18 protein-coding genes and 3 pseudogenes are annotated in these 19,111 nt (G+C 37.6%); 13 read left to right on the forward strand and 8 right to left on the reverse strand.

What is annotated here, in order from left to right; genetic code table 11:
• Positions 1-19: 19 nt before the first annotated feature.
• Together HT715_RS03950 and HT715_RS03955 are read right to left on the reverse strand one after the other, a co-directional pair.
• Positions 20-760 (reverse strand): amino acid ABC transporter ATP-binding protein, encoded by a 741-nt coding sequence (locus tag HT715_RS03950; protein WP_001096326.1) that lies wholly within the window; start codon positions 758-760, stop codon positions 20-22.
• Positions 760-2,925 carry an ABC transporter substrate-binding protein/permease gene (locus tag HT715_RS03955; RefSeq protein WP_023936214.1) on the reverse strand — a complete coding sequence of 722 codons (2,166 nt, stop codon included), beginning with the start codon at positions 2,923-2,925 and terminating at the stop codon, positions 760-762. The genes HT715_RS03950 and HT715_RS03955 overlap by 1 nt, the downstream gene beginning before the upstream one ends.
• Before the next feature lie 172 nt (positions 2,926-3,097).
• Between HT715_RS03955 and HT715_RS03960 the strand changes: the two are divergent.
• From HT715_RS03960 to HT715_RS03980, 5 genes and pseudogenes are all read left to right on the forward strand, one after another.
• A pseudogene (locus tag HT715_RS03960) lies at positions 3,098-4,089 on the forward strand (CPBP family intramembrane glutamic endopeptidase).
• A gap of 76 nt (positions 4,090-4,165) precedes the next feature.
• Positions 4,166-6,154, forward strand: a complete 1,989-nt coding sequence (gene uvrB, locus HT715_RS03965; RefSeq protein ID WP_138706665.1) for an excinuclease ABC subunit UvrB — start codon at positions 4,166-4,168, stop codon at positions 6,152-6,154.
• A 9-nt stretch (positions 6,155-6,163) separates the two neighbouring features.
• Entirely contained in the window at positions 6,164-6,727 is a 564-nt protein-coding gene (locus HT715_RS03970; protein WP_050207923.1) for a GNAT family protein, read from the forward strand.
• Entirely contained in the window at positions 6,693-7,181 is a 489-nt protein-coding gene (locus HT715_RS03975) for a GNAT family N-acetyltransferase (RefSeq protein ID WP_172922835.1), read from the forward strand. The genes HT715_RS03970 and HT715_RS03975 overlap by 35 nt, the downstream gene beginning before the upstream one ends.
• A gap of 72 nt (positions 7,182-7,253) precedes the next feature.
• A complete protein-coding gene (locus HT715_RS03980; protein ID WP_172922836.1) occupies positions 7,254-7,721 on the forward strand; it encodes an 8-oxo-dGTP diphosphatase in 468 nt (155 codons plus the stop codon).
• On the opposite strand, the pseudogene HT715_RS03985 reads toward HT715_RS03980, so the two are convergent.
• Positions 7,718-7,786, reverse strand: a pseudogene (locus HT715_RS03985) (DNA-binding transcriptional regulator); the annotation flags it as partial. The gene HT715_RS03980 and the pseudogene HT715_RS03985 sit on opposite strands and share 4 nt — an antisense overlap.
• A 144-nt stretch (positions 7,787-7,930) precedes the next feature.
• On the opposite strand from HT715_RS03985, the gene HT715_RS03990 reads away from it, so the two are divergent.
• From HT715_RS03990 to HT715_RS04020, 7 genes and pseudogenes are all read left to right on the forward strand, one after another.
• The gene (locus HT715_RS03990; protein ID WP_000207600.1) at positions 7,931-8,905 is read left to right on the forward strand and encodes a LacI family DNA-binding transcriptional regulator; all 975 of its coding nucleotides are present in this window, start codon (positions 7,931-7,933) and stop codon (positions 8,903-8,905) included.
• Positions 8,905-9,816: a ribokinase gene (rbsK, locus tag HT715_RS03995; protein WP_166727464.1), complete on the forward strand. Its 912-nt coding sequence runs from the start codon at positions 8,905-8,907 to the stop codon at positions 9,814-9,816. Before HT715_RS03990 ends, rbsK begins: the two co-directional genes overlap by 1 nt.
• Entirely contained in the window at positions 9,791-10,189 is a 399-nt protein-coding gene (gene rbsD, locus HT715_RS04000; protein ID WP_000759835.1) for a D-ribose pyranase, read from the forward strand. The genes rbsK and rbsD overlap by 26 nt, the downstream gene beginning before the upstream one ends.
• A gap of 13 nt (positions 10,190-10,202) precedes the next feature.
• Entirely contained in the window at positions 10,203-11,681 is a 1,479-nt protein-coding gene (locus HT715_RS04005) for a sugar ABC transporter ATP-binding protein (RefSeq protein ID WP_166727465.1), read from the forward strand.
• Position 11,682: 1 nt separating this feature from the next.
• Positions 11,683-12,627: a ribose ABC transporter permease gene (rbsC, locus tag HT715_RS04010; protein ID WP_119943467.1), complete on the forward strand. Its 945-nt coding sequence runs from the start codon at positions 11,683-11,685 to the stop codon at positions 12,625-12,627.
• A 105-nt stretch (positions 12,628-12,732) separates the two neighbouring features.
• A complete protein-coding gene (locus HT715_RS04015) occupies positions 12,733-13,698 on the forward strand; it encodes a substrate-binding domain-containing protein (RefSeq protein WP_000789622.1) in 966 nt (321 codons plus the stop codon).
• Positions 13,699-13,775: 77 nt separating this feature from the next.
• A pseudogene (locus HT715_RS04020) lies at positions 13,776-13,916 on the forward strand (NUDIX hydrolase); the annotation flags it as partial.
• Here the strand turns inward: HT715_RS04020 and HT715_RS04025 are convergent.
• From HT715_RS04025 to coaB, 5 genes are all read right to left on the reverse strand, one after another.
• On the reverse strand, positions 13,913-14,428 hold the full coding sequence (locus HT715_RS04025; RefSeq protein WP_138706660.1) for a transcription repressor NadR: 516 nt from the start codon (positions 14,426-14,428) through the stop codon (positions 13,913-13,915). The pseudogene HT715_RS04020 and the gene HT715_RS04025 sit on opposite strands and share 4 nt — an antisense overlap.
• Before the next feature lie 11 nt (positions 14,429-14,439).
• Complete coding sequence (locus tag HT715_RS04030; protein ID WP_001097393.1) at positions 14,440-14,967, reverse strand: ECF transporter S component; 528 nt, start codon at positions 14,965-14,967, stop codon at positions 14,440-14,442.
• Between the two features lie 179 nt (positions 14,968-15,146).
• Positions 15,147-15,710, reverse strand: coding sequence for an ECF transporter S component (locus HT715_RS04035; protein WP_000747412.1), 564 nt, complete (start codon positions 15,708-15,710; stop codon positions 15,147-15,149).
• The gene (gene coaC / locus HT715_RS04040) at positions 15,694-16,245 is read right to left on the reverse strand and encodes a phosphopantothenoylcysteine decarboxylase (RefSeq protein ID WP_001284126.1); all 552 of its coding nucleotides are present in this window, start codon (positions 16,243-16,245) and stop codon (positions 15,694-15,696) included. Before coaC ends, HT715_RS04035 begins: the two co-directional genes overlap by 17 nt.
• 11 nt (positions 16,246-16,256) lie before the next feature.
• Positions 16,257-16,946, reverse strand: coding sequence for a phosphopantothenate--cysteine ligase (gene coaB, locus HT715_RS04045; protein ID WP_138707158.1), 690 nt, complete (start codon positions 16,944-16,946; stop codon positions 16,257-16,259).
• Positions 16,947-17,175: 229 nt separating this feature from the next.
• On the opposite strand from coaB, the gene HT715_RS04050 reads away from it, so the two are divergent.
• Positions 17,176-18,846, forward strand: a complete 1,671-nt coding sequence (locus HT715_RS04050; RefSeq protein ID WP_138707157.1) for a formate--tetrahydrofolate ligase — start codon at positions 17,176-17,178, stop codon at positions 18,844-18,846.
• Positions 18,847-19,111 lie beyond the last annotated feature (265 nt).

Genomic DNA, 19,111 nt, shown 5'->3' on the forward strand with positions numbered 1-19,111 from the left:
AAATCCTTACAGTTTGAGTTTAAACGTTTAAGACCTTGTCCAAGAACTCTTTCAGACGTGGGTGCTGTGGGTTATCAAAGATTTGATCAGGTGTTCCGTCTTCAAGGAATTCACCATCTGCAGTAAAGATAACTCGGTTGGCAACCTGACGAGCAAATCCCATCTCATGGGTTACGATAATCATGGTCATGCCTTGTTTAGCCAAGTCTTTCATAACGTTTAGTACGTCTCCGACCATCTCAGGGTCAAGGGCAGAAGTTGGTTCATCAAAGAGCATGATGTCTGGATTCATTGCAAGTCCACGAGCGATGGCTACACGTTGTTTTTGACCACCTGACAGGCTATCTGGACAGGCCTTAGCCTTATCTGCTAGCCCAACCTTGTCAAGCAACTCCATTCCCAATTTCTCAGCTTCTTCCTTAGTCATCAACTTGTGCTCAATAGGAGCAAAAGTAATGTTGTCCAATACAGACATGTGTGGGAAGAGGTTGAAGTGTTGGAAAACCATTCCGATATTTTCACGGACGTGGTCAACGTTGGTTGTTTTTTCTGTTAAGTCATAACCGTTCACAGTGATGTGACCGCTAGTAACTTCTTCTAGAAGATTAAGGCTACGGAGGAAAGTTGACTTACCAGAACCTGAAGGACCGATGATACAAACGACATCTCCTTCATAGAACTTAGTCGTAATTCCTTTTAAAACTTCATTTTTTCCGTAGCTTTTGTGTAAATCATTTACATCAATTTTTAATTTTGCCATTAACGAATCCTCTTTTCTAAGCGTTTCGCTAGTTTAGTCAAAAGTGTGATAATTACAAGATAGAAGATAGCAAGGATTGCATACATCTTGAAACTTTGGTAGTTACGGGCAATGATAATCTTACCAGTTTGGAAGAGTTCAACCAAACCGATAGCAGATACGATGGTTGTATCTTTAAGAGCGATAACGAATTGGTTGACAAAGTTTGGCAACATCAATTTAGTTGCTTGTGGCAAGATAATCTTACGCATGGTTTTTCCATAAGAGATACCCAAGCTTCGGCTGGCTTCCATTTGTCCAATTGGAACGGCCTGAATACCACCACGAACGATCTCAGCGATATAAGCGGCTGCATTGAGAGATAGGGCAATAGTACCAGCTACAAAGTCGTTAATTGGACTTTGTTGACCTGTGATCGACTCGATGAAGTTTGGAATTCCCCAGAAGATGAAGGCTGCAAGAATCATCAATGGAATACCACGAATAACGTCAACGAAAATCTCAGAGATGACGCGAAGAGATTTGTATGGGCTAACGCTAAACATACCGAAGATAATCCCGATGACAATGGCAATAGCAAATGAGATAAGAGCTAGAGCAAGAGTGATACCAAGACCGCTAAGGAGTTGTTTGTAGTTGTTTTGAAGCAAGCCCCAGATAGTTGTCTCATCAACAGTGCTTGTTGAAGCAGTTGATGACTCACTAGCTAGGTATTTATCAAGAATCTTTTGGAATTCTCCGTTTGCTTTAAGGTTTGCAAGTCCGTTGTTGAACATTTCAATCAATTCTGGATTTGCTCCTTTTTTAACGGCAAAAGCTGTTTCACCGATCGGAGTTCCAGCGATTGGTGTTTTCAATTTTTGACCTTGGCTGATAGAATATTTGAGAACAGGTTCATCATCCATAACGGCATCAATGGCACCAGTGTTTAAACTGTCATACATTGAAGAACCATCAGCGAAGGTTTTGATTTTGTAGCCGTATTTGCTTTGATTTTCTGTTAGGAAGGTTTGAGAAGCAGTTCCGTTTTTAACACCAACTGTCTTCCCTTTCAAATCTTCATAAGAAGCAATGGTACTTGATTCTTTGACACCAAGGATAGTATTGGCTGTGTAGTATGATTCTGAGAAGTCAAAAGTTGCCTTACGAGCATCTGTGACAGACATACCAGCAATGATACCATCTGCTTGACCAGCTTGGACAGCACTGATAGCAGCATCAAAACCAGGGTTGATGATTTCAATTTCAAAACCTTGGTCTTTAGCGATTGCCTTAATCAATTCCATATCAATACCAGTGTATTGGTTGCTTGAATTTTGGAAAACAAAAGGTGCAAAAGAAGAATCGCTGGCAATGATGTATTTAGCTTTAACAGGAATAGCTTTTAAGCCTGCAAGAGTAGTTGTAGTTGGCACTGCTGAAGACGATGAAGCAGTCCATTTCTTGATGATTTTATCAAGACTACCATCTTTTTTCATTTCAGCTAAGGCTTGGTTAAATTCAGTGACTAAGTGCTCGTATTTGCTACCTTTTTTAACACCGAAAGCAAAACTTCCTACAGCTTCCCCATCCATTTCAATATGGAGGTTTTGCCCTTGGTTAATGGCATACTCGATAACAGGTTTGTCATCCATCATGGCATCGATGGCACCAGCAGTCAAGCTGTTGTTCATCAAATCACCAGTGTCAAATGTTTTAATAGTAAAACCGTATTTATCCTTGATACTTTCAAGGAAACGTTGAGCGGCTGTTCCGTTTTTAACACCAACAGTTTTTCCTTTTAATTGGTCATATTTACTAATCTTGTGTGACTTAGTAGTTGCAATGACAACTTTTGTATCATAGTAAGTATCAGACATGGTGAAAACTTTTTCACGTTCTTTCGTCTTTGTCATCCCTGCCATGATAGCATCAGCTTGACCAGCTTGAACCGCATTGACCGCTGCGTCAAATCCAGGATAGGACATCTGAATGTTCCATCCTTTAATCTCAGCGACTTTGTTAATAATGTCAACATCAATTCCTTTATAAGTTTGATCTGAATCTTTAAACTCAAAAGGCGCATAGGCGGTATCAGAAACAATCTTAATCGTCTCAGCTTTTGCAATACCTAATGAGAAAATTGGGAATAAAATTAGCAAAAATGCTAGAAATTTTTTCTTCATTTTTAGTCTCCTTTTCCGAATATTTTCCCATTATATCAGAAAAAGTAAAAAAAGGCAAATTTTTATATTTCTGTGTTAGAAAATATAACATCCATAATTCTTGTTTTGTCTTGAATCACACAACAGAAGTGCTATAATAAAGGTATATCATATAGTAAAAGAGGATAAAGTTATGAAAGACAAAAGAATCTTAAAAGACTTTGAAACTTCTAAAATGAGTTTAAACATTTACACAAGCCCCTTGTTAGCTCTATTTTTCGTCTATATATCTGAGTTCATATCTTCTCTATTTTTTGGCCTTAGTTTTTTAGCATTGATCGGGCTATTTTTTTTGGCCTTAGTTTTTTAGCATTGATCGGGCTATTTGGCAATCTTGGTATGGGTGGTCAAAGAATTGCAGATTTCCTTCAAATGTTATTTCAGAATTTATCTGATAAAACAAGTGACATCCATTTAATATTTGAATTATTGTCCTTTGGTTTTATCATCTTAACTGTGTTTAGATGGACTAGAAAAGTAGAGAAAAGACCGATTCGAACCTTGGGATTCTATAAAGAAAATTTTTTAAGTGCCTTATTTAAAGGATACGGTCTTGGTCTATCCCTCTTTATACTTGCTTTGGCTGGACTAGTAGTGTTGGGGCAGTATCAATTTGACTCCATTCACTTGGATACTTATTCGCTAGCTTTTACTTTATTTACAATACCTTTTTGGATTTTACAAGGAACGGCAGAAGAAGTGGTGGCCCGTGCTTGGCTCCTTCCACAATTGGCCTCAAGAACTAATCTAAAACTTGCTGTTCTTATATCTAGCCTGTTCTTTACCCTGCTTCATATGGGCAATTCTGGTCTAACACCTCTATCTCTAGTGAATCTCTTCCTATTCGGAGTTGCCATGTCCCTATATCTTCTTAAAACAGATACTATATGGGGTATAGGTGGTATTCATGGAGCTTGGAATTTCGCACAGGGAAACCTCTTTGGAGTATTAGTTAGTGGTCAGTCTTCAGGAACCTCAATCATGAAATTTACTCCACAAGGCAATCAAGACTGGCTTTCTGGTGGGTCTTTTGGTATTGAGGGTTCCATCGTGTCCAGTATTATTTTGTTTCTGCTGATTCTTTATCTCGCTTATCAATTAAAGAAAGAAAATGAAAGGATGTGACTTCGGTCCGTCCTTTTCTTCGTGAAAATGCTATAAGTATGCTAAAATAGGAATAGCACATGGAGAGAGGATTCTTATGATTAACCGCATTACAGAAAATCAATTTAAACTAGTATCAAAATATCAACCTTCAGGAGATCAACCCCAAGCTATCGAGCAGTTGGTTGATAATATCGAGGGGGGAGAAAAAGCTCAGATTCTGATGGGGGCGACTGGAACAGGGAAGACCTATACCATGAGTCAGGTCATTTCCAAAGTCAATAAACCCACTCTGGTCATTGCCCACAATAAAACGTTAGCAGGACAGCTCTATGGGGAGTTTAAGGAATTTTTCCCTGAAAATGCAGTTGAGTATTTCGTATCCTACTATGATTATTACCAGCCAGAGGCCTATGTCCCTTCTAGCGATACATATATTGAGAAGGATAGTTCTGTCAATGACGAGATTGACAAGCTTCGCCACTCAGCTACCTCAGCCCTTTTGGAGCGTAATGATGTTATTGTCGTGGCCTCAGTCTCTTGTATCTATGGTCTGGGTTCGCCCAAGGAATACGCTGATAGTGTCGTTAGTCTCCGTCCAGGTCTTGAAATTTCCCGTGATAAACTCTTGAATGACTTGGTGGATATCCAATTTGAGCGAAATGATATTGATTTCCAACGGGGAAGATTTCGCGTTCGTGGGGATGTGGTGGAGATTTTCCCAGCTTCCCGTGATGAACACGCCTTTCGAGTAGAATTTTTTGGAGACGAAATTGACCGTATCCGTGAGGTTGAGGCTCTGACAGGTCAGGTGTTGGGAGAAGTGGATCATTTGGCGATTTTCCCAGCTACTCACTTTGTGACCAATGACGACCATATGGAAGTTGCCATTGCCAAGATTCAAGCAGAATTAGAAGAGCAACTAGCTGTCTTTGAGAAGGAAGATAAACTGCTGGAGGCCCAGCGTTTGAAACAGCGGACAGAGTATGATATTGAGATGTTGCGTGAGATGGGCTATACCAACGGGGTTGAAAACTACTCACGTCACATGGATGGACGGAGCGAAGGTGAGCCTCCTTATACGCTTCTCGACTTCTTCCCAGATGATTTTTTGATTATGATTGACGAGAGTCATATGACTATGGGACAAATAAAAGGCATGTACAATGGAGACCGTTCGCGTAAGGAAATGCTGGTTAATTATGGTTTTCGTTTGCCGTCTGCTCTGGATAATCGTCCTCTCCGTCGTGAAGAGTTTGAAAGCCATGTCCATCAGATTGTTTACGTTTCAGCGACACCGGGCGACTATGAAAATGAACAGACCGAGACAGTAATTGAGCAAATCATTCGTCCAACGGGACTCTTGGATCCTGAGGTGGAAGTCCGTCCGACTATGGGACAGATTGATGACCTTTTGGGTGAAATCAATGCCCGTGTTGAAAAGAACGAACGAACCTTTATCACAACCTTGACTAAGAAAATGGCAGAAGACTTGACTGACTACTTCAAGGAAATGGGCATCAAGGTCAAGTACATGCACTCGGATATCAAGACTTTGGAACGGACGGAGATCATCCGTGACCTGCGCTTGGGTGTCTTTGATGTCTTGGTCGGAATCAACCTCCTTCGTGAAGGAATTGACGTTCCTGAAGTGAGCCTCGTAGCGATTCTCGATGCTGACAAGGAAGGTTTCCTTCGTAACGAGCGTGGACTCATCCAGACCATTGGGCGTGCCGCCCGTAACAGTGAAGGTCATGTCATCATGTATGCTGACACCGTTACCCAGTCTATGCAACGTGCTATCGATGAAACTGCCCGCCGTCGGAAAATCCAGATGGCCTATAATGAAGAACATGGTATCGTTCCACAAACCATCAAGAAAGAAATTCGTGACCTGATTGCCGTGACCAAGGTAGTTGCTAAGGAAGAGGACAAGGAAATCGATATCAATAGCCTAAACAAACAAGAGCGCAAAGAACTTGTTAAGAAACTCGAAAAACAAATGCAAGAAGCCGTTGAAGTGCTTGACTTTGAACTAGCAGCTCAGATTCGTGATATGATGCTGGAAGTCAAGGCCTTGGATTAGGGGAATAGTATGATTTATTTAAGAAAGTTAAAGAAAGAAGATTTGATGTCTTTATGGGAAATGGCTTATTCACAGCTTAATCCAGTTTGGAAACAGTATGATGCTCCCTATTATGATGATTATCAGTATTTTTCAAATTTTAAAGAATTCGAACTACAAAAATCAGAATCCATTTTAAGCCACTCAAATCGCCTTGGTATTTTTGTTGATGATAAACTAGTTGGGACTGTTTCGCGTTATTGGGTATGTAAAGAAACAAGATGGATGGAATTGGGAATTGGTATTTATGATAAAAAATTCTGGAACACTGGTATTGGGAAAGTTGCTATGTTACAGTGGATAGATAGGACGTTTCAGGATTACTTGGAATTGGAGCATCTGGGTTTGACAACTTGGTCAGGAAATATTGGTATGATGAAACTTGCTGAAAAATTAAGAATGAAAAAAGAAGCTCATATTCCAAAAGTTCGTTATTATCAAGGTAAATATTTTGACAGTATTAAATATGGTATTTTGAGAGAAGACTGGGAGAAAATAAATGACGGTTATTATCAAATCAATGGAAACTCCTGAAGAGATAGAAGGTAAATCCTTCGTTCACTGGCAAACGTGGAGAGAGGCTTATGATGACCTTTTGCCTGCGGAATTTCAGGAGACAATGACATTAGAAAGATGTCGACTCTTTAGTCAAAAGTATCCAGAAAATACATTGATTGCGATGGATGGTATGAAGATAGTTGGTTTTATAAGTTATGGCAACTGTCGTGATGAGACTATTCAAGCTGGTGAAATTATTGCTTTATATGTTTTAAAAGACTATTATGGAAAAGGAATCGCACAAAAGTTAGTGAAAGCAGCTTTGACTGCTCTTAATCATTTTTCTGAAATTTTCTTATGGGTATTGAAAGATAACAAGCGAGCCATTGCTTTTTATCAAAAAATGGGTTTTACTTTTGATGGACAAGAAAAAATACTTGAACTTGGAAAGCCTATAAAGGAAAAACGGATGGTACTCTATTCTAAATAATTTTAAAAAGTAGAAGCTAATGGCACTGGTACCAAGTCTAAAAATTTAATAAATTAGAAAGCGAGTAAATTTATGTCCCGTTCCCAATTAACGATTTTAACAAACATTTGTCTGATTGAAGACCTAGAAACCCAGCGCGTGGTGATGCAGTATCGCTCTCCTGAAACCAATCGCTGGTCAGGTTATGCCTTTCCAGGAGGCCATGTAGAAAATGGCGAATCTTTAGCAGAGTCTGTCATTCGTGAAATCTATGAAGAAACAGGGTTGACTATCCAAAATCCTCAACTTGTCGGCATTAAAAATTGGCCACTAGATACAGGTGGGCGCTATATTGTCATTTGTTATAAGGCAACTGAGTTCTCTGGTACCCTTCGCTCTTCAGAAGAGGGAGAGGTTTCTTGGGTGCAAAAAGACCAGATTCCAAACTTGGATCTGGCCTATGATATGCTACCTTTGATGGAGATGATGGAAGCTCCGGACAAGTCTGAATTTTTCTACCCTCGCCGTACAGAAGACGATTGGGAAAAGAAAATTTTCTAATCCTTTACTAAATAACCTAGCTGATCCAAGGCCTCCTCGATATAGTGGAGGTCTTGTTGTGTTTCCTGTCTAATAGTAATAGAAGATTAGGAAAAAATATATGTACTCTGAAATAAATTTAAAATATTTTTAGAAAAGTATTGACAAATCAAAAGAAAACGTTTACTATAGAATAAGGGAACGGTTCCACAACGTGAGAAGGAGGAGTGATGACTACAATAAAACAGGTTGCTGAAGAAGCTGGAGTATCAAAATCAACGGTTTCAAGATATATATCAAAAAAAGGTTATGTTGGAGATGATGCGAGAGAAAAAATAAAAAATGCGATTAAAAAATTAAATTACACACCAAATGTATTAGCACAATCTTTGAAAACCAAAAAAAACCAAATGGTAGGACTCTTACTGCCAGATATTTCAAATCCCTTCTTCCCAAGATTGGTTCGAGGCGCTGAATCATATTTGAAAGATAAAGGTTATAGAATTATGGTTGGTACGATTTCAGACCAAGAATCTTTGAGTGAATATGTTAATTTACTGTTGAAAACAAATGCTGCTGGAATTATTACTACACATGACTTCACAAAAGAATATCCAGATTTATCATTACCTGTTGTTGTGGTTGACCGAATTAGTAAAGATACAGGTTACGGTGTTTTTTCTGATAATCAGTCAGGTGGTCGTTTGGCTGCTGAAGCAATCTGTAATGCAGGTGCTAAACAAGTTCTGATTATTAAAGTTTTAGATGATAAAGCCGAGAATATCGCGGAACGGTTTGAAGCAAGTTTAAACTATTTGAGGAATAAATCTTTAGAAATTTGTATTGAAGAAAGTGAAACGTTTGACTTTGAAAAAATTCAAAAAGAAGCTAAAGAGAATCTAAAAAGAAATCCAAATATCGATAGTATTATAGCACCTTCTGATATTCATGCGATAGCTTATATTCATGAAATTTTAGCAATTGGTAAAAAAATTCCAGATGATATTCAAATCATTGGTTATGACGATATTGTACTTAGTCAATTTATTTACCCTTCTTTATCAACTATTCACCAATCATCATATAAAATGGGAGAACAGGCTGCAAAACTAATCTATAATATGGCAAATAAGTTCTCTATAGATGAAGCTAAAATTAAACTACCTGTTAGATACGTAGAAAGAAATACATTAAGGAGAAAGTAATGAGTAAAATTGTTGTTGTTGGAAGTATTTCAATGGACTTAGTTATGAGAACAAAAAGGATTCCAGAAGGAGGTGAAACGATTTTTGGGGATTCATTTAATATAGTTCCAGGTGGAAAAGGTGCAAATCAAGCGGTAGCTATTGGTAGATTATCAAGTGTAGAAGATAATATTTACATATTTGGAAACGTCGGAGAAGATATTTTTTCAGCAGATTTACTAAGTAATCTGCAAAATAATAATATTTCTACAGAACATGTGGGAACGGTACCACAATCTACAGGAGTTGCACAAATTACTTTATATGGAGGTGATAATAGGATTATTTATTATCCCGGAGCGAATAATTTAGTTAAAACAAATGATTGGAAAAATGAGTGGGAATTGATTAGTGATGCAAGTATTGTTGTATTACAGAATGAAATACCACATGAAGCCAACCTATCTATAGCTAAATTTTGTCAAGAAAATCAAGTTAAGGTGCTTTACAATCCTGCACCAGCTAGAGAAACAGACATAGAGATGATTCCTTTTTGTGATTTTATTACTCCTAATGAGCATGAATGTTCAGAGCTTTTTCCAGATAAGAAATTAGAAGAAATTATTAAAATTTATCCTAATAAAATGATTGTGACATTAGGAGTTGAAGGTTCCATTTATTATGATGGGGCAGTAGTTCAGAAGATTCCTGCTATAAAAGCAGAAGTAGTGGATACTACAGGAGCAGGAGATACATTTAATGGTGCTTTTGCTTATGCTATCTCAAAAGGAAAAGAGATGAATGTTGCATTGTCCTTTGCAACGATTGCTTCACATCTGTCTGTTCAAAGATTTGGAGCGCAAGGAGGCATGCCGAGTTTGAAAGAAATAAAGGAGCATTCAGGATATGAAGAAATATGGGATTTTAAATAGTAATATAGCAAAACTAGCTGATGATTTAGGTCATATGGATTTGGTTTGTATCGGAGATTTAGGATTGCCAGTTCCAAAAGGTGTTGATAAAATTGATTTAGCATTAAGAAAAGGTAGTCCAAGTTTTTTAGAAGTTTTAAAAGAATATTCAGATCATGTACTTATTGAAAAAATTTTCTTAGCAGAAGAAATTAAGGAAAAAAACAAAGAACAGTGGCAAGCAGTTCTAGATCTTTTAGGATCGAATATAATTATTGAATATATTAGTCATGAAGAATTGAAAGCTATGAATACCAAAGTTAAGGCAGTTATTCGCACTGGGGAAGATACACCATATTCGAATATAATCTTGCAATCAGGAGTTATTATTTAGAAGGGGGTTGCCTATGAAAATTGAAATGAAGAACATTTCAAAATCTTTTGGGAATAATCGTGTTTTAGAAAGTATTGATTTGGTTCTTAATTCAGGAGAAGTTCATGCTTTAATGGGAGAGAATGGTGCAGGCAAATCAACCTTAATGAATATTTTAACTGGACTTTTTCCAGCTACTTCAGGAACTATTTTTATTGATGGAAAAGAAAAAACATTTTCTAATCCTCAAGAGGCAGAACGGTTTGGACTGAGTTTTATTCATCAAGAAATGAATACTTGGCCAGATATGACTGTACTTGATAATCTTTTTTTAGGAAGAGAAATAAAAAATTCGATTGGGTTTTTAGATAAAGCTAGTATGGAAAGGAAAGCTAAAGAAGCATTTAAACGTCTTAATATCTCTATTCCTCTTGATGCAATCATTGGTCAATTATCAGTCGGACAACAACAAATGATAGAAATAGCAAAATGTTTATTATCAGAAGTTTCCTTGTTAATTATGGATGAACCCACAGCAGCTTTAACTGATCGTGAAACTGAAACACTTTTTAAAGTGATAGAAGGATTAAAATCTGATGGTGTAGGTATTGTGTATATTTCACATCGGATGGAAGAAATCTTTAAGATTACAGATCTTATAACTGTTATGAGGGATGGGTTTGTAATTGATACCAAGAAAACGAACTTAACAAATGCGGATGAATTAGTTCAGAAGATGGTAGGTCGTGAATTAGAAGATTATTATCCAGAAAAAAAGGCTGAGATTGGGAATATTGTTTTTCAAGCTAAGAATCTTTCTGGTGATGCTTTTACGGATATTTCTTTCTATGTACGTCAAGGGGAAATTCTTGGTTTTTCTGGTTTGATGGGTGCTGGTCGTACTGAAATAATGCGAGCAATTTTTGGAATTGATTCTTTAAAATCTGGTCAAATTATAATAAACGAAGAACAACTGATAATTAAAAATCCTTTTGAAGCAATTAAGCATGGAATTGGTTTCTTAACAGAAGATCGTAAAGATGAGGGATTGATTTTAGATTTTTCTATTAAAGATAATATGACTTTACCTAGTACTCGTGATTTTGTTAAAAATGGCATTTTTGATAATAAAACAAGTGATATATTTGTACAACATTTAATTGATAGGCTACGAATTAAATCAGGTTATCCAGATAAGGAAGTTGGAACACTTTCTGGTGGTAATCAACAGAAAGTAGTTTTAGCAAAATGGATAGGTATTGCTCCAAAAGTACTGATTCTAGATGAGCCAACTCGTGGGGTAGATGTTGGTGCTAAGCGTGAAATTTACCAATTAATGAATGAATTGGCTGAACGAGGTGTGCCGATTATTATGGTATCTTCAGATTTACCAGAAGTGATCGGAGTCAGTGATCGCATTATGGTCATGCATGAAGGAAGAATTAGTGGAGAATTAACACGTCAAGAAGCTACACAAGAAAAAGTTATGCAACTAGCTACAGGAGGACAATAGTGTGAAAAATACTATGAAGTATATGTCAGAATTGACAACAGTAATAGCATTGATAATTTTAATGGCTGTCATCACTATTATCAATTCAAATTTTTTAACAGCAAATAATCTGTTAAATTTACTATTGCAAGTAACATCAAATGCACTGATTGCTTTTGGAATGACTTTTGTTATTCTAACAGGTGGAATTGATTTATCAGTAGGATCAATTTTAGCCTTATCCAGTGCGCTAACAGCTGGTTTATTAGGATCTGGAATGCCTGTTGCGTTAGCAATTCTCATCTCTTTAATTTTGGGTTGCATTCTGGGGATGATGAATGGTTTATTGATTTCCTACGGGAAATTAGCTCCATTTATCGTTACTTTAGCAACTATGACTATTTTTAGAGGCGCAACACTTGTTTATACAAATGGGAATCCTATTACAAAAGGATTAAGTGATACATTCTTATTTCAATTTTTGGGGCAAGGTTACATAGTCGGAATTCCATTTCCTGTAATTATTATGTTTATTGTATTTATTGTTTTATATGTTTTACTTCATAAAACAGCATTTGGTAAATCTGTGTATGCTATAGGGGGGAATGAAAAAGCAGCATATATATCAGGTGTGAAACTAAATAAAGTGAAAATTATCATTTATTCAATTTCAGGTATGATGGCTTCAATTTCTGGATTGATTATAACATCACGCTTAAGTTCTGCTCAACCAACAGCAGGTGCTAGTTATGAAATGGATGCTATTGCAGCTGTTGTTCTTGGGGGAACCTCATTATCAGGAGGTAAAGGTCGTATACTGGGGACTCTAATAGGTGCTTTAATTATTGGAGTTTTGAATAATGGACTTAATATTATTGGTGTTTCAGCATTTTGGCAGCAAGTAGTAAAAGGAGTTGTAATCTTAATTGCTGTTCTGATTGATCGTTTTAAAGTTGTAAAACAGTAGAATCATTTTCAATTTTTTTGGAAATAGTAACAATTTATTAGATGACATACAATAATCGGGATTGAAACTATCCCTATAGATATATATATTACGAGGAGTAATAACATGAAAAATATTAAAAAAATTAGCATTTTTGCTTTGTTTGTAACATTTATTTTTGCTTTAGTAGCTTGTGGAAAAACTGGTTTAGGAAATTCATCAAATGATAATAAATCTACGACTCAAAAGTCGGCAAAAGAATTAAAATTAGGAGTTTCTATTTCGACTACTAATAATCCCTATTTTGTGGCTATGAAAGATGGTCTTGAAAAAGCCGCAGGAGAAAAAGAAGTAACTTTGAAGATAGCAGATGCACAAGATGATGCTGCTAGACAAGCAGATGATATTCAAAATTTTATTAGTCAAAATGTAGATGCTTTACTAATTAATCCAGTTGATTCTGATGCAATTGTTACATCTATTAAAGCTGCTAATAATGCAAATATTCCAGTAATCTTAATTGACCGCGGTAGTAATGGTGGTGAAGTCTTGACAACTGTTGCTTCTGATAACGTAGAAGCAGGTAAAATGGCTGCCGAATTTATTACCAAGCAATTGGGAGAAAAAGCAAAAACTTTTGAATTATCAGGAGTCCCTGGTGCTTCTGCAACAGTAGATAGAGGTAAAGGATTTGAACAAATTTCAAAGACAAATTTAGATGTTCTTTCTAGTCAATCCGCTAATTTTGATCGCGCAAAAGCTTTGAATACAGCGCAAAATATGATTCAAGGAAACAAAGAAGTACAAGCAATCTTTGCACAGAATGATGAGATGGCGTTAGGAGCTGCACAAGCAGTAAAAGCAGCTGGTCTTAGCAATGTATTAATTGTTGGTATTGATGGTCAACCAGATGCACATGATGCTATTGCAAAAGGTGATATTACTGCCACTATTGCTCAGCAACCAGCTAAGATGGGTGAAATTGCTATTCAATCAGCAATAGATCATTATCAAGGGAAAAAACTGGAAAAAGAAACAGTTTCTCCAATTTATCTTGTGACTAAGGATAATGTTGATCAACATAACTGGTGATATATTTTTAGTAAGTAGGTAGTTGTTAATTTTCATTCCATGTGGTTTTTAAATATCATTGTTACTATTTGAGCTTTTGGGTGCAAAAAGACCAGATTCCAAACTTGGATCTGGCCTATGATATGTTACCCTTGATGGAGATGATGGAAGCTCCTGACAAATCTGAATTTTTCTACCCTCGCCGTACAGAAGACGATTGGGAAAAGAAAATTTTCTAATCCTTTACTAAATAACCTAGCTGATTCAAGGCCTCCTCGATATAGCGGAGGTCTTGCTGTGTTTCAGCCTCGACTAGGTGGTAATGGATGCCATCTGTTAATTCAGACAGAGGTCTAAAGTCAGAATGCTCGACTTGTTCTAGAAAATGTTGCACATCTCTGCGACAAGAAAGTTTGAGTAGAGTTTCAATTTCTCCGTAAACAGGATGATCAATCAAGGTATTTTGAACACGCCCTCCATTATCTACGATAGCAAGAAGTTCCTGACCGATTTCTTCAACTTCATGTTTCACCTTGAAAAGTTTATGGACATAAGGATTGGTATCAATTTGCTTATAGATGTAGCCACGATTAGTAGATAGGATAGGAGCGCCATCGGCTCTTAAAATTGCAATGTCTTGTACAATGACTTGGCGTGTTACATGAAAATGCTCCGCCAAACTTTGGCCATTAAGGGCTTTAGGAGCTTCTTTCAAGAGTTGGAGGAGGGCTTGTTTGCGATCTTTTGTCATAGTTTTTCCTTTTAACGGCGTTTTCGAAGCACTTTATAGACAGCTAGTGCTAATGTATAGTCTACCATACTATGGATAATTGTGCCAAATCCAACTAGCACAAAGAGAACATAAAACATATTTTCTACATTGGTACCGGAAGTTGCGTAAAAAACGACACAGGCCAATACTTCAGCAAGGGCATGGACAAGCGCTAACACAAAGTTGAAAATCCAGGAAGCTTTTGGTTTATCTAGGGTATCGGGGAATTTTTGTAGGTAAAGAGCCCCCAAAGTCCCAAAAAAGATATGGGAAAAAGCTCGAAAAACGATAACCATGGGATAGCCAGCCATCAAAAATCCAAAACTAGAGGCTAGGATGACAAAAACTGCCATCAAGGGCGACAAGAACATAGCGATAAAAATAGCGATGTGGCTTCCCAAAGTGTAAGAAGCAGGTGGAATGACAATCTTAAAAGGCATAACAATTGGAATCAAAATCGCAATAGCCGTTAAAAGGGCAGTCATTGTCATAAATTGTGTCTTTTTCCGTGTGTTCATAAGAATCTCCTTTTTAACTGTATATACACTAGTATAGTACAATAAAAAAGACAATAAAGCAAGGATTTACTTAGGTTTATAGGTCGTTTTTTTAGTTAAAAGTTAGTAAAGATTTCACTGAAAAGAAACTGTATAGAGCAAAATCTCCACCTTCAAGCTTGAAAGTGGAGATGTTTTTATTATTTCTTCAAAGTCTGTAGTCTTGGAACAATGGCTAGGGTTAGAACTGCGGAAATAACTAATTCGGCAATCGAATTTGTTGAGATAACGGTTGCTAGGAGTTTTTGGATATTACCATCAAAAACATTTCCAAAAAGATAGAAAATTCCACCAAGTACAAAGACTGTGTTGGTAAGTGAACCAAGGGCACCAGCTAGAATCAGACCAGTTTTATTTTTCATCAGTTTATAAACTAGATACGGAGTTAAACCAATCAAAATACGTGGAACGATGGCAATGATAGCTGAGTAGATGTTTCCGTTTGGTACAAATGGGGAGAAGAGGTAGCTTGTCGGTAGAATTGTAATCGTGTTAACCGTTAAGCTAAGCAGCCCCATCAAAAATCCAAGTGTAACCCCAACTCGTGGACCGTAGATAATGCTGGCAATAATGACAGGAATATGAACAATGGTCGGTTTGATTGGAAATGGAAAAAGGTTAAAGATAAGTGAGCTCAGAAAGTGTATCACAAGCATGGTTGCAAAGAAGATAGCAATGGGTGCAATATTAGAGCGTTTTTTCATCGAGAGTTTCCTTTATTCTTTCTAAAATAATTGTGAGGTCGGCTAAAGCTCCTCGTCCATGGTCGCCACAAGCTAGTAGGGATTCCTTAGGAGCAATCAGCTGATAGCCGTAGGCTTCTAATGTTTTCAGATTAGCCTGAGTTGCTGGATGGTCATACATTTTTGTATTCATAGCTGGTGCGATGAGTTTGGGAATATGACTGGGCAGGGCTAGAGCTGTACAGGTTACCATGTTATCCGCAAAGCCGTGGGCTAGTTTTGCAATAGTGTTAGCAGTTGCAGGGGCCACGATAAATAAATCCGCCTTTTTTCCAAGTTCGATATGATTTACTTGGTCAGGATAAGGTTCCTTCATGACATCCAAGTGGACAGGATTCTGTGAGAGTACCTGTAGTGTCAAAGGTTGGATAAACTCTGTAGCAGCCTGAGTCATTAAAACAGTGACTTGATGACCTTGTTTTTTTAGAGAACTGACTAAATCTGCCGACTTGTAAGAGGCGATTGAGCCCGTTACAGCCAAGAGAATGTTTGCCATAGCTTTCCTTTCTATGAATGATAGGTTTGAATTTTTTCAAGGAGGAGTTCTGCAATTTCTTCTTTAGTATGGACTGTTTGAAGCTGATCTTTTTCAACAAAGATTGCACGATGCTGGTTTGCTGAAATTTGAGTCAGGTCATTTGCGATAATCAAGTCTGCTTGGTTCTTGATAAGACTTTTTCTAGCAATGTCAACCAGATGGTCTTCGGTAACATCAACCAGCAGTTTGAAACCAATCAGATGAATAGCAGGATTCCATTCCTTGACTAGAGAGATGATTTTGGGTGTCTTTTTAAGGAATAAAACCTGAACCTCATCAGTCGAAGAAATCTTAGCTTGATGATTTTGCTTGCTTAAAAATTCTTCCAAATTGGAGCTAGACTGAACTTCCTCTAGACCTGTCATATAAACAGGAGTGTAGTCGGACACCGCCATTGAGTGAATCAAAACCTGATAATCTGCAACCCGTTCTTGCATTTCCAGTAGAAGATCCTTGGTATTGTTAATTTCTCGAATGATTAGGTTGGGATGGGATTCTGGCTTCAAAGCTCGTTTTGTCGTCATTAAACAAACTTCATGTCCTGAAGCAAGCAAGGTTTCTGTGATGATTTTCCCCAAGTGACCTGTAGAATGGTTAGTGATAGAGCGGACGCTATCGATAGCTTCGCTGGTACCGCCCGATGTAACTAAAATTTTCATAGCACTATTGTACACAAAAATAAACGGTAAGTAAAATGAAAGTGATAAATTTTTGGTAGAAACGAATATTTACTATAGTTTCAAACTATAAAGCCATATAAAATTTAAGAAAGGGCTCTAAAAACCTTAAAAAAATGGATATTTACGAACGTTTAGAGAGTTTGAGGATGTTAAAAATCTTGTTTTGTGATATAATGAATTATCATATAAGAGGTTAGAGGAGTTTTGAATGAAAACAGATATTGAAATCGCACAGAGTATTGAGTTGAAGCCAATCGTTGATGTTGTAGAGAAACTTGGTATTTCTTACGATGATTTGGAGTTGTATGGAAAGTACAAGGCTAAGCTTAGCTTTGATAAAATTCGTGCAGTTGAGAGCAATCCAGTTGGGAAATTGATTTTGGTTACTGCCATCAATCCAACACCTGCAGGTGAAGGAAAATCAACTATTACCATTGGTCTTGCGGATGCCTTGAACAAGATTGGCAAGAAAACCATGATTGCTATCCGCGAACCGTCTCTTGGTCCAGTCATGGGGATCAAGGGGGGTGCTGCTGGCGGTGGTTATGCTCAAGTTCTACCAATGGAAGACATCAACCTTCACTTTACTGGAGACATGCATGCCATTACGACTGCCAACAATGCTCTTTCTGCCTTGATTGACAACCACTTACATCAAGGGAATGAGTTGGGAATTGACCAACGTCGTATCCTCTGGAAACGCGTTGTGGACTTGAATGATCGCGCCCTTCGTCATGTAACTGTTGGACTTGGTGGCCCTCTAAACGGTATTCCACGTGAGGATGGCTTTGATATTACCGTTGCTTCCGAAATCATGGCTATTCTTTGCTTGGCGACTGATATTGAAGATTTGAAACGTCGTTTGGCTAATATCGTTATTGGTTATCGTTACGACCGTACACCAGTTTCTGTAGGTGATTTGCAGGTTGAAGGTGCCTTGGCTTTGATTTTGAAGGATGCTATTAAACCGAACCTGGTTCAGACAATTTACGGTACACCTGCCTTTGTACATGGTGGTCCATTTGCTAATATTGCTCATGGATGTAATTCAGTCTTGGCAACAAGCACAGCCCTTCACTTGGCTGATTACACAGTTACTGAAGCTGGTTTTGGTGCAGACCTTGGTGCCGAGAAATTCCTTGATATTAAGACACCAAACTTGCCAACATCTCCAGATGCAGTTGTCATTGTCGCAACCCTTCGTGCCCTTAAGATGAATGGTGGTGTGCCTAAAGATGCTTTGACAGAAGAAAATGTGGAGGCAGTTCGTGCCGGTTTTGCTAACTTGAAACGCCATGTTGAGAACATCCGTAAGTTCGGTATTCCAGCAGTCGTAGCTATCAACGAATTTGTATCTGATACAGAAGCTGAAATCGCAGCCTTGAAAGAACTTTGTGCTTCTATTGATGTGCCAGTTGAACTAGCAAGTGTCTGGGCTGATGGTGCAGAAGGTGGAGTAGCACTTGCTGAAACGGTTGTCAAGACTATCGCTGAAAACCCATCTAACTATAAACGTTTGTATGATAATGACCTTTCTGTCCAAGAAAAGATTGAAAAGATTGTTACTGAAATCTACCGTGGTAGCAAAGTGAACTTTGAGAAGAAAGCTCAAATACAAATCGCTCAAATCGTTCAAAACGGTTGGGACAAATTGCCAATCTGTATGGCAAAAACTCAATATAGTTTTTCAGATAATCCAAATGCACTTGGAGCACCTGAAAACTTTGAAATTACCATTCGCGAATTGGTGCCAAAATTAGGTGCAGGCTTTATCGTTGCCTTAACTGGTGATGTCATGACCATGCCAGGACTTCCAAAACGACCAGCTGCTCTCAACATGGATGTTGAAAGCGATGGAACTGTACTAGGCTTGTTCTAGTGGATTGAAATTGACTTTGAGAGACTGGGTAAAAACTCAATTTCAGGAGAAAATGAAGTAAATTTTCCCATAATAGAGCGCATAATATCAAGGTTTTTCAACACCGGATATTATGCGTTTTTTGAGTTTAAATATTTTTGCCCTACCTATTTCTTATTTGCTGCAAGCAGTTCATCAATAAAATTTAGTCCTCTTTCCCTTGGGAAGAGGCTTTTTATACTCAATGAAAATTAAAGAGCAAACTAGGAAACTAGCCGCAGGTTGC

It is taken from the genome of Streptococcus sp. 4155 (assembly GCF_013276695.1).
In the GTDB taxonomy this organism is placed as follows: domain Bacteria; phylum Bacillota; class Bacilli; order Lactobacillales; family Streptococcaceae; genus Streptococcus; species Streptococcus pseudopneumoniae.

Excerpts from the sequence above, each read along its gene's own strand:
- HT715_RS03990 (WP_000207600.1), top strand. The coding sequence starts at position 7,931 with ATGACTACAATAAAACAGGTTGCTGAAGAAGCTGGAGTATCAAAATCA.
- HT715_RS03975 (WP_172922835.1), top strand. The coding sequence starts at position 6,693 with ATGACGGTTATTATCAAATCAATGGAAACTCCTGAAGAGATAGAAGGT.
- coaB (WP_138707158.1), bottom strand. The coding sequence starts at position 16,946 with ATGAAAATTTTAGTTACATCGGGCGGTACCAGCGAAGCTATCGATAGC.
- HT715_RS04050 (WP_138707157.1), top strand. The coding sequence starts at position 17,176 with ATGAAAACAGATATTGAAATCGCACAGAGTATTGAGTTGAAGCCAATC.
- rbsD (WP_000759835.1), top strand. The coding sequence starts at position 9,791 with ATGAAGAAATATGGGATTTTAAATAGTAATATAGCAAAACTAGCTGAT.
- HT715_RS04035 (WP_000747412.1), bottom strand. The coding sequence starts at position 15,710 with ATGAAAAAACGCTCTAATATTGCACCCATTGCTATCTTCTTTGCAACC.
- HT715_RS04030 (WP_001097393.1), bottom strand. The coding sequence starts at position 14,967 with ATGAACACACGGAAAAAGACACAATTTATGACAATGACTGCCCTTTTA.
- HT715_RS04025 (WP_138706660.1), bottom strand. The coding sequence starts at position 14,428 with ATGACAAAAGATCGCAAACAAGCCCTCCTCCAACTCTTGAAAGAAGCT.
- HT715_RS03950 (WP_001096326.1), bottom strand. The coding sequence starts at position 760 with ATGGCAAAATTAAAAATTGATGTAAATGATTTACACAAAAGCTACGGA.
- HT715_RS03980 (WP_172922836.1), top strand. The coding sequence starts at position 7,254 with ATGTCCCGTTCCCAATTAACGATTTTAACAAACATTTGTCTGATTGAA.
- HT715_RS03955 (WP_023936214.1), bottom strand. The coding sequence starts at position 2,925 with ATGAAGAAAAAATTTCTAGCATTTTTGCTAATTTTATTCCCAATTTTC.
- coaC (WP_001284126.1), bottom strand. The coding sequence starts at position 16,245 with ATGGCAAACATTCTCTTGGCTGTAACGGGCTCAATCGCCTCTTACAAG.
- HT715_RS04015 (WP_000789622.1), top strand. The coding sequence starts at position 12,733 with ATGAAAAATATTAAAAAAATTAGCATTTTTGCTTTGTTTGTAACATTT.
- rbsK (WP_166727464.1), top strand. The coding sequence starts at position 8,905 with ATGAGTAAAATTGTTGTTGTTGGAAGTATTTCAATGGACTTAGTTATG.
- HT715_RS04005 (WP_166727465.1), top strand. The coding sequence starts at position 10,203 with ATGAAAATTGAAATGAAGAACATTTCAAAATCTTTTGGGAATAATCGT.
- uvrB (WP_138706665.1), top strand. The coding sequence starts at position 4,166 with ATGATTAACCGCATTACAGAAAATCAATTTAAACTAGTATCAAAATAT.
- HT715_RS03970 (WP_050207923.1), top strand. The coding sequence starts at position 6,164 with ATGATTTATTTAAGAAAGTTAAAGAAAGAAGATTTGATGTCTTTATGG.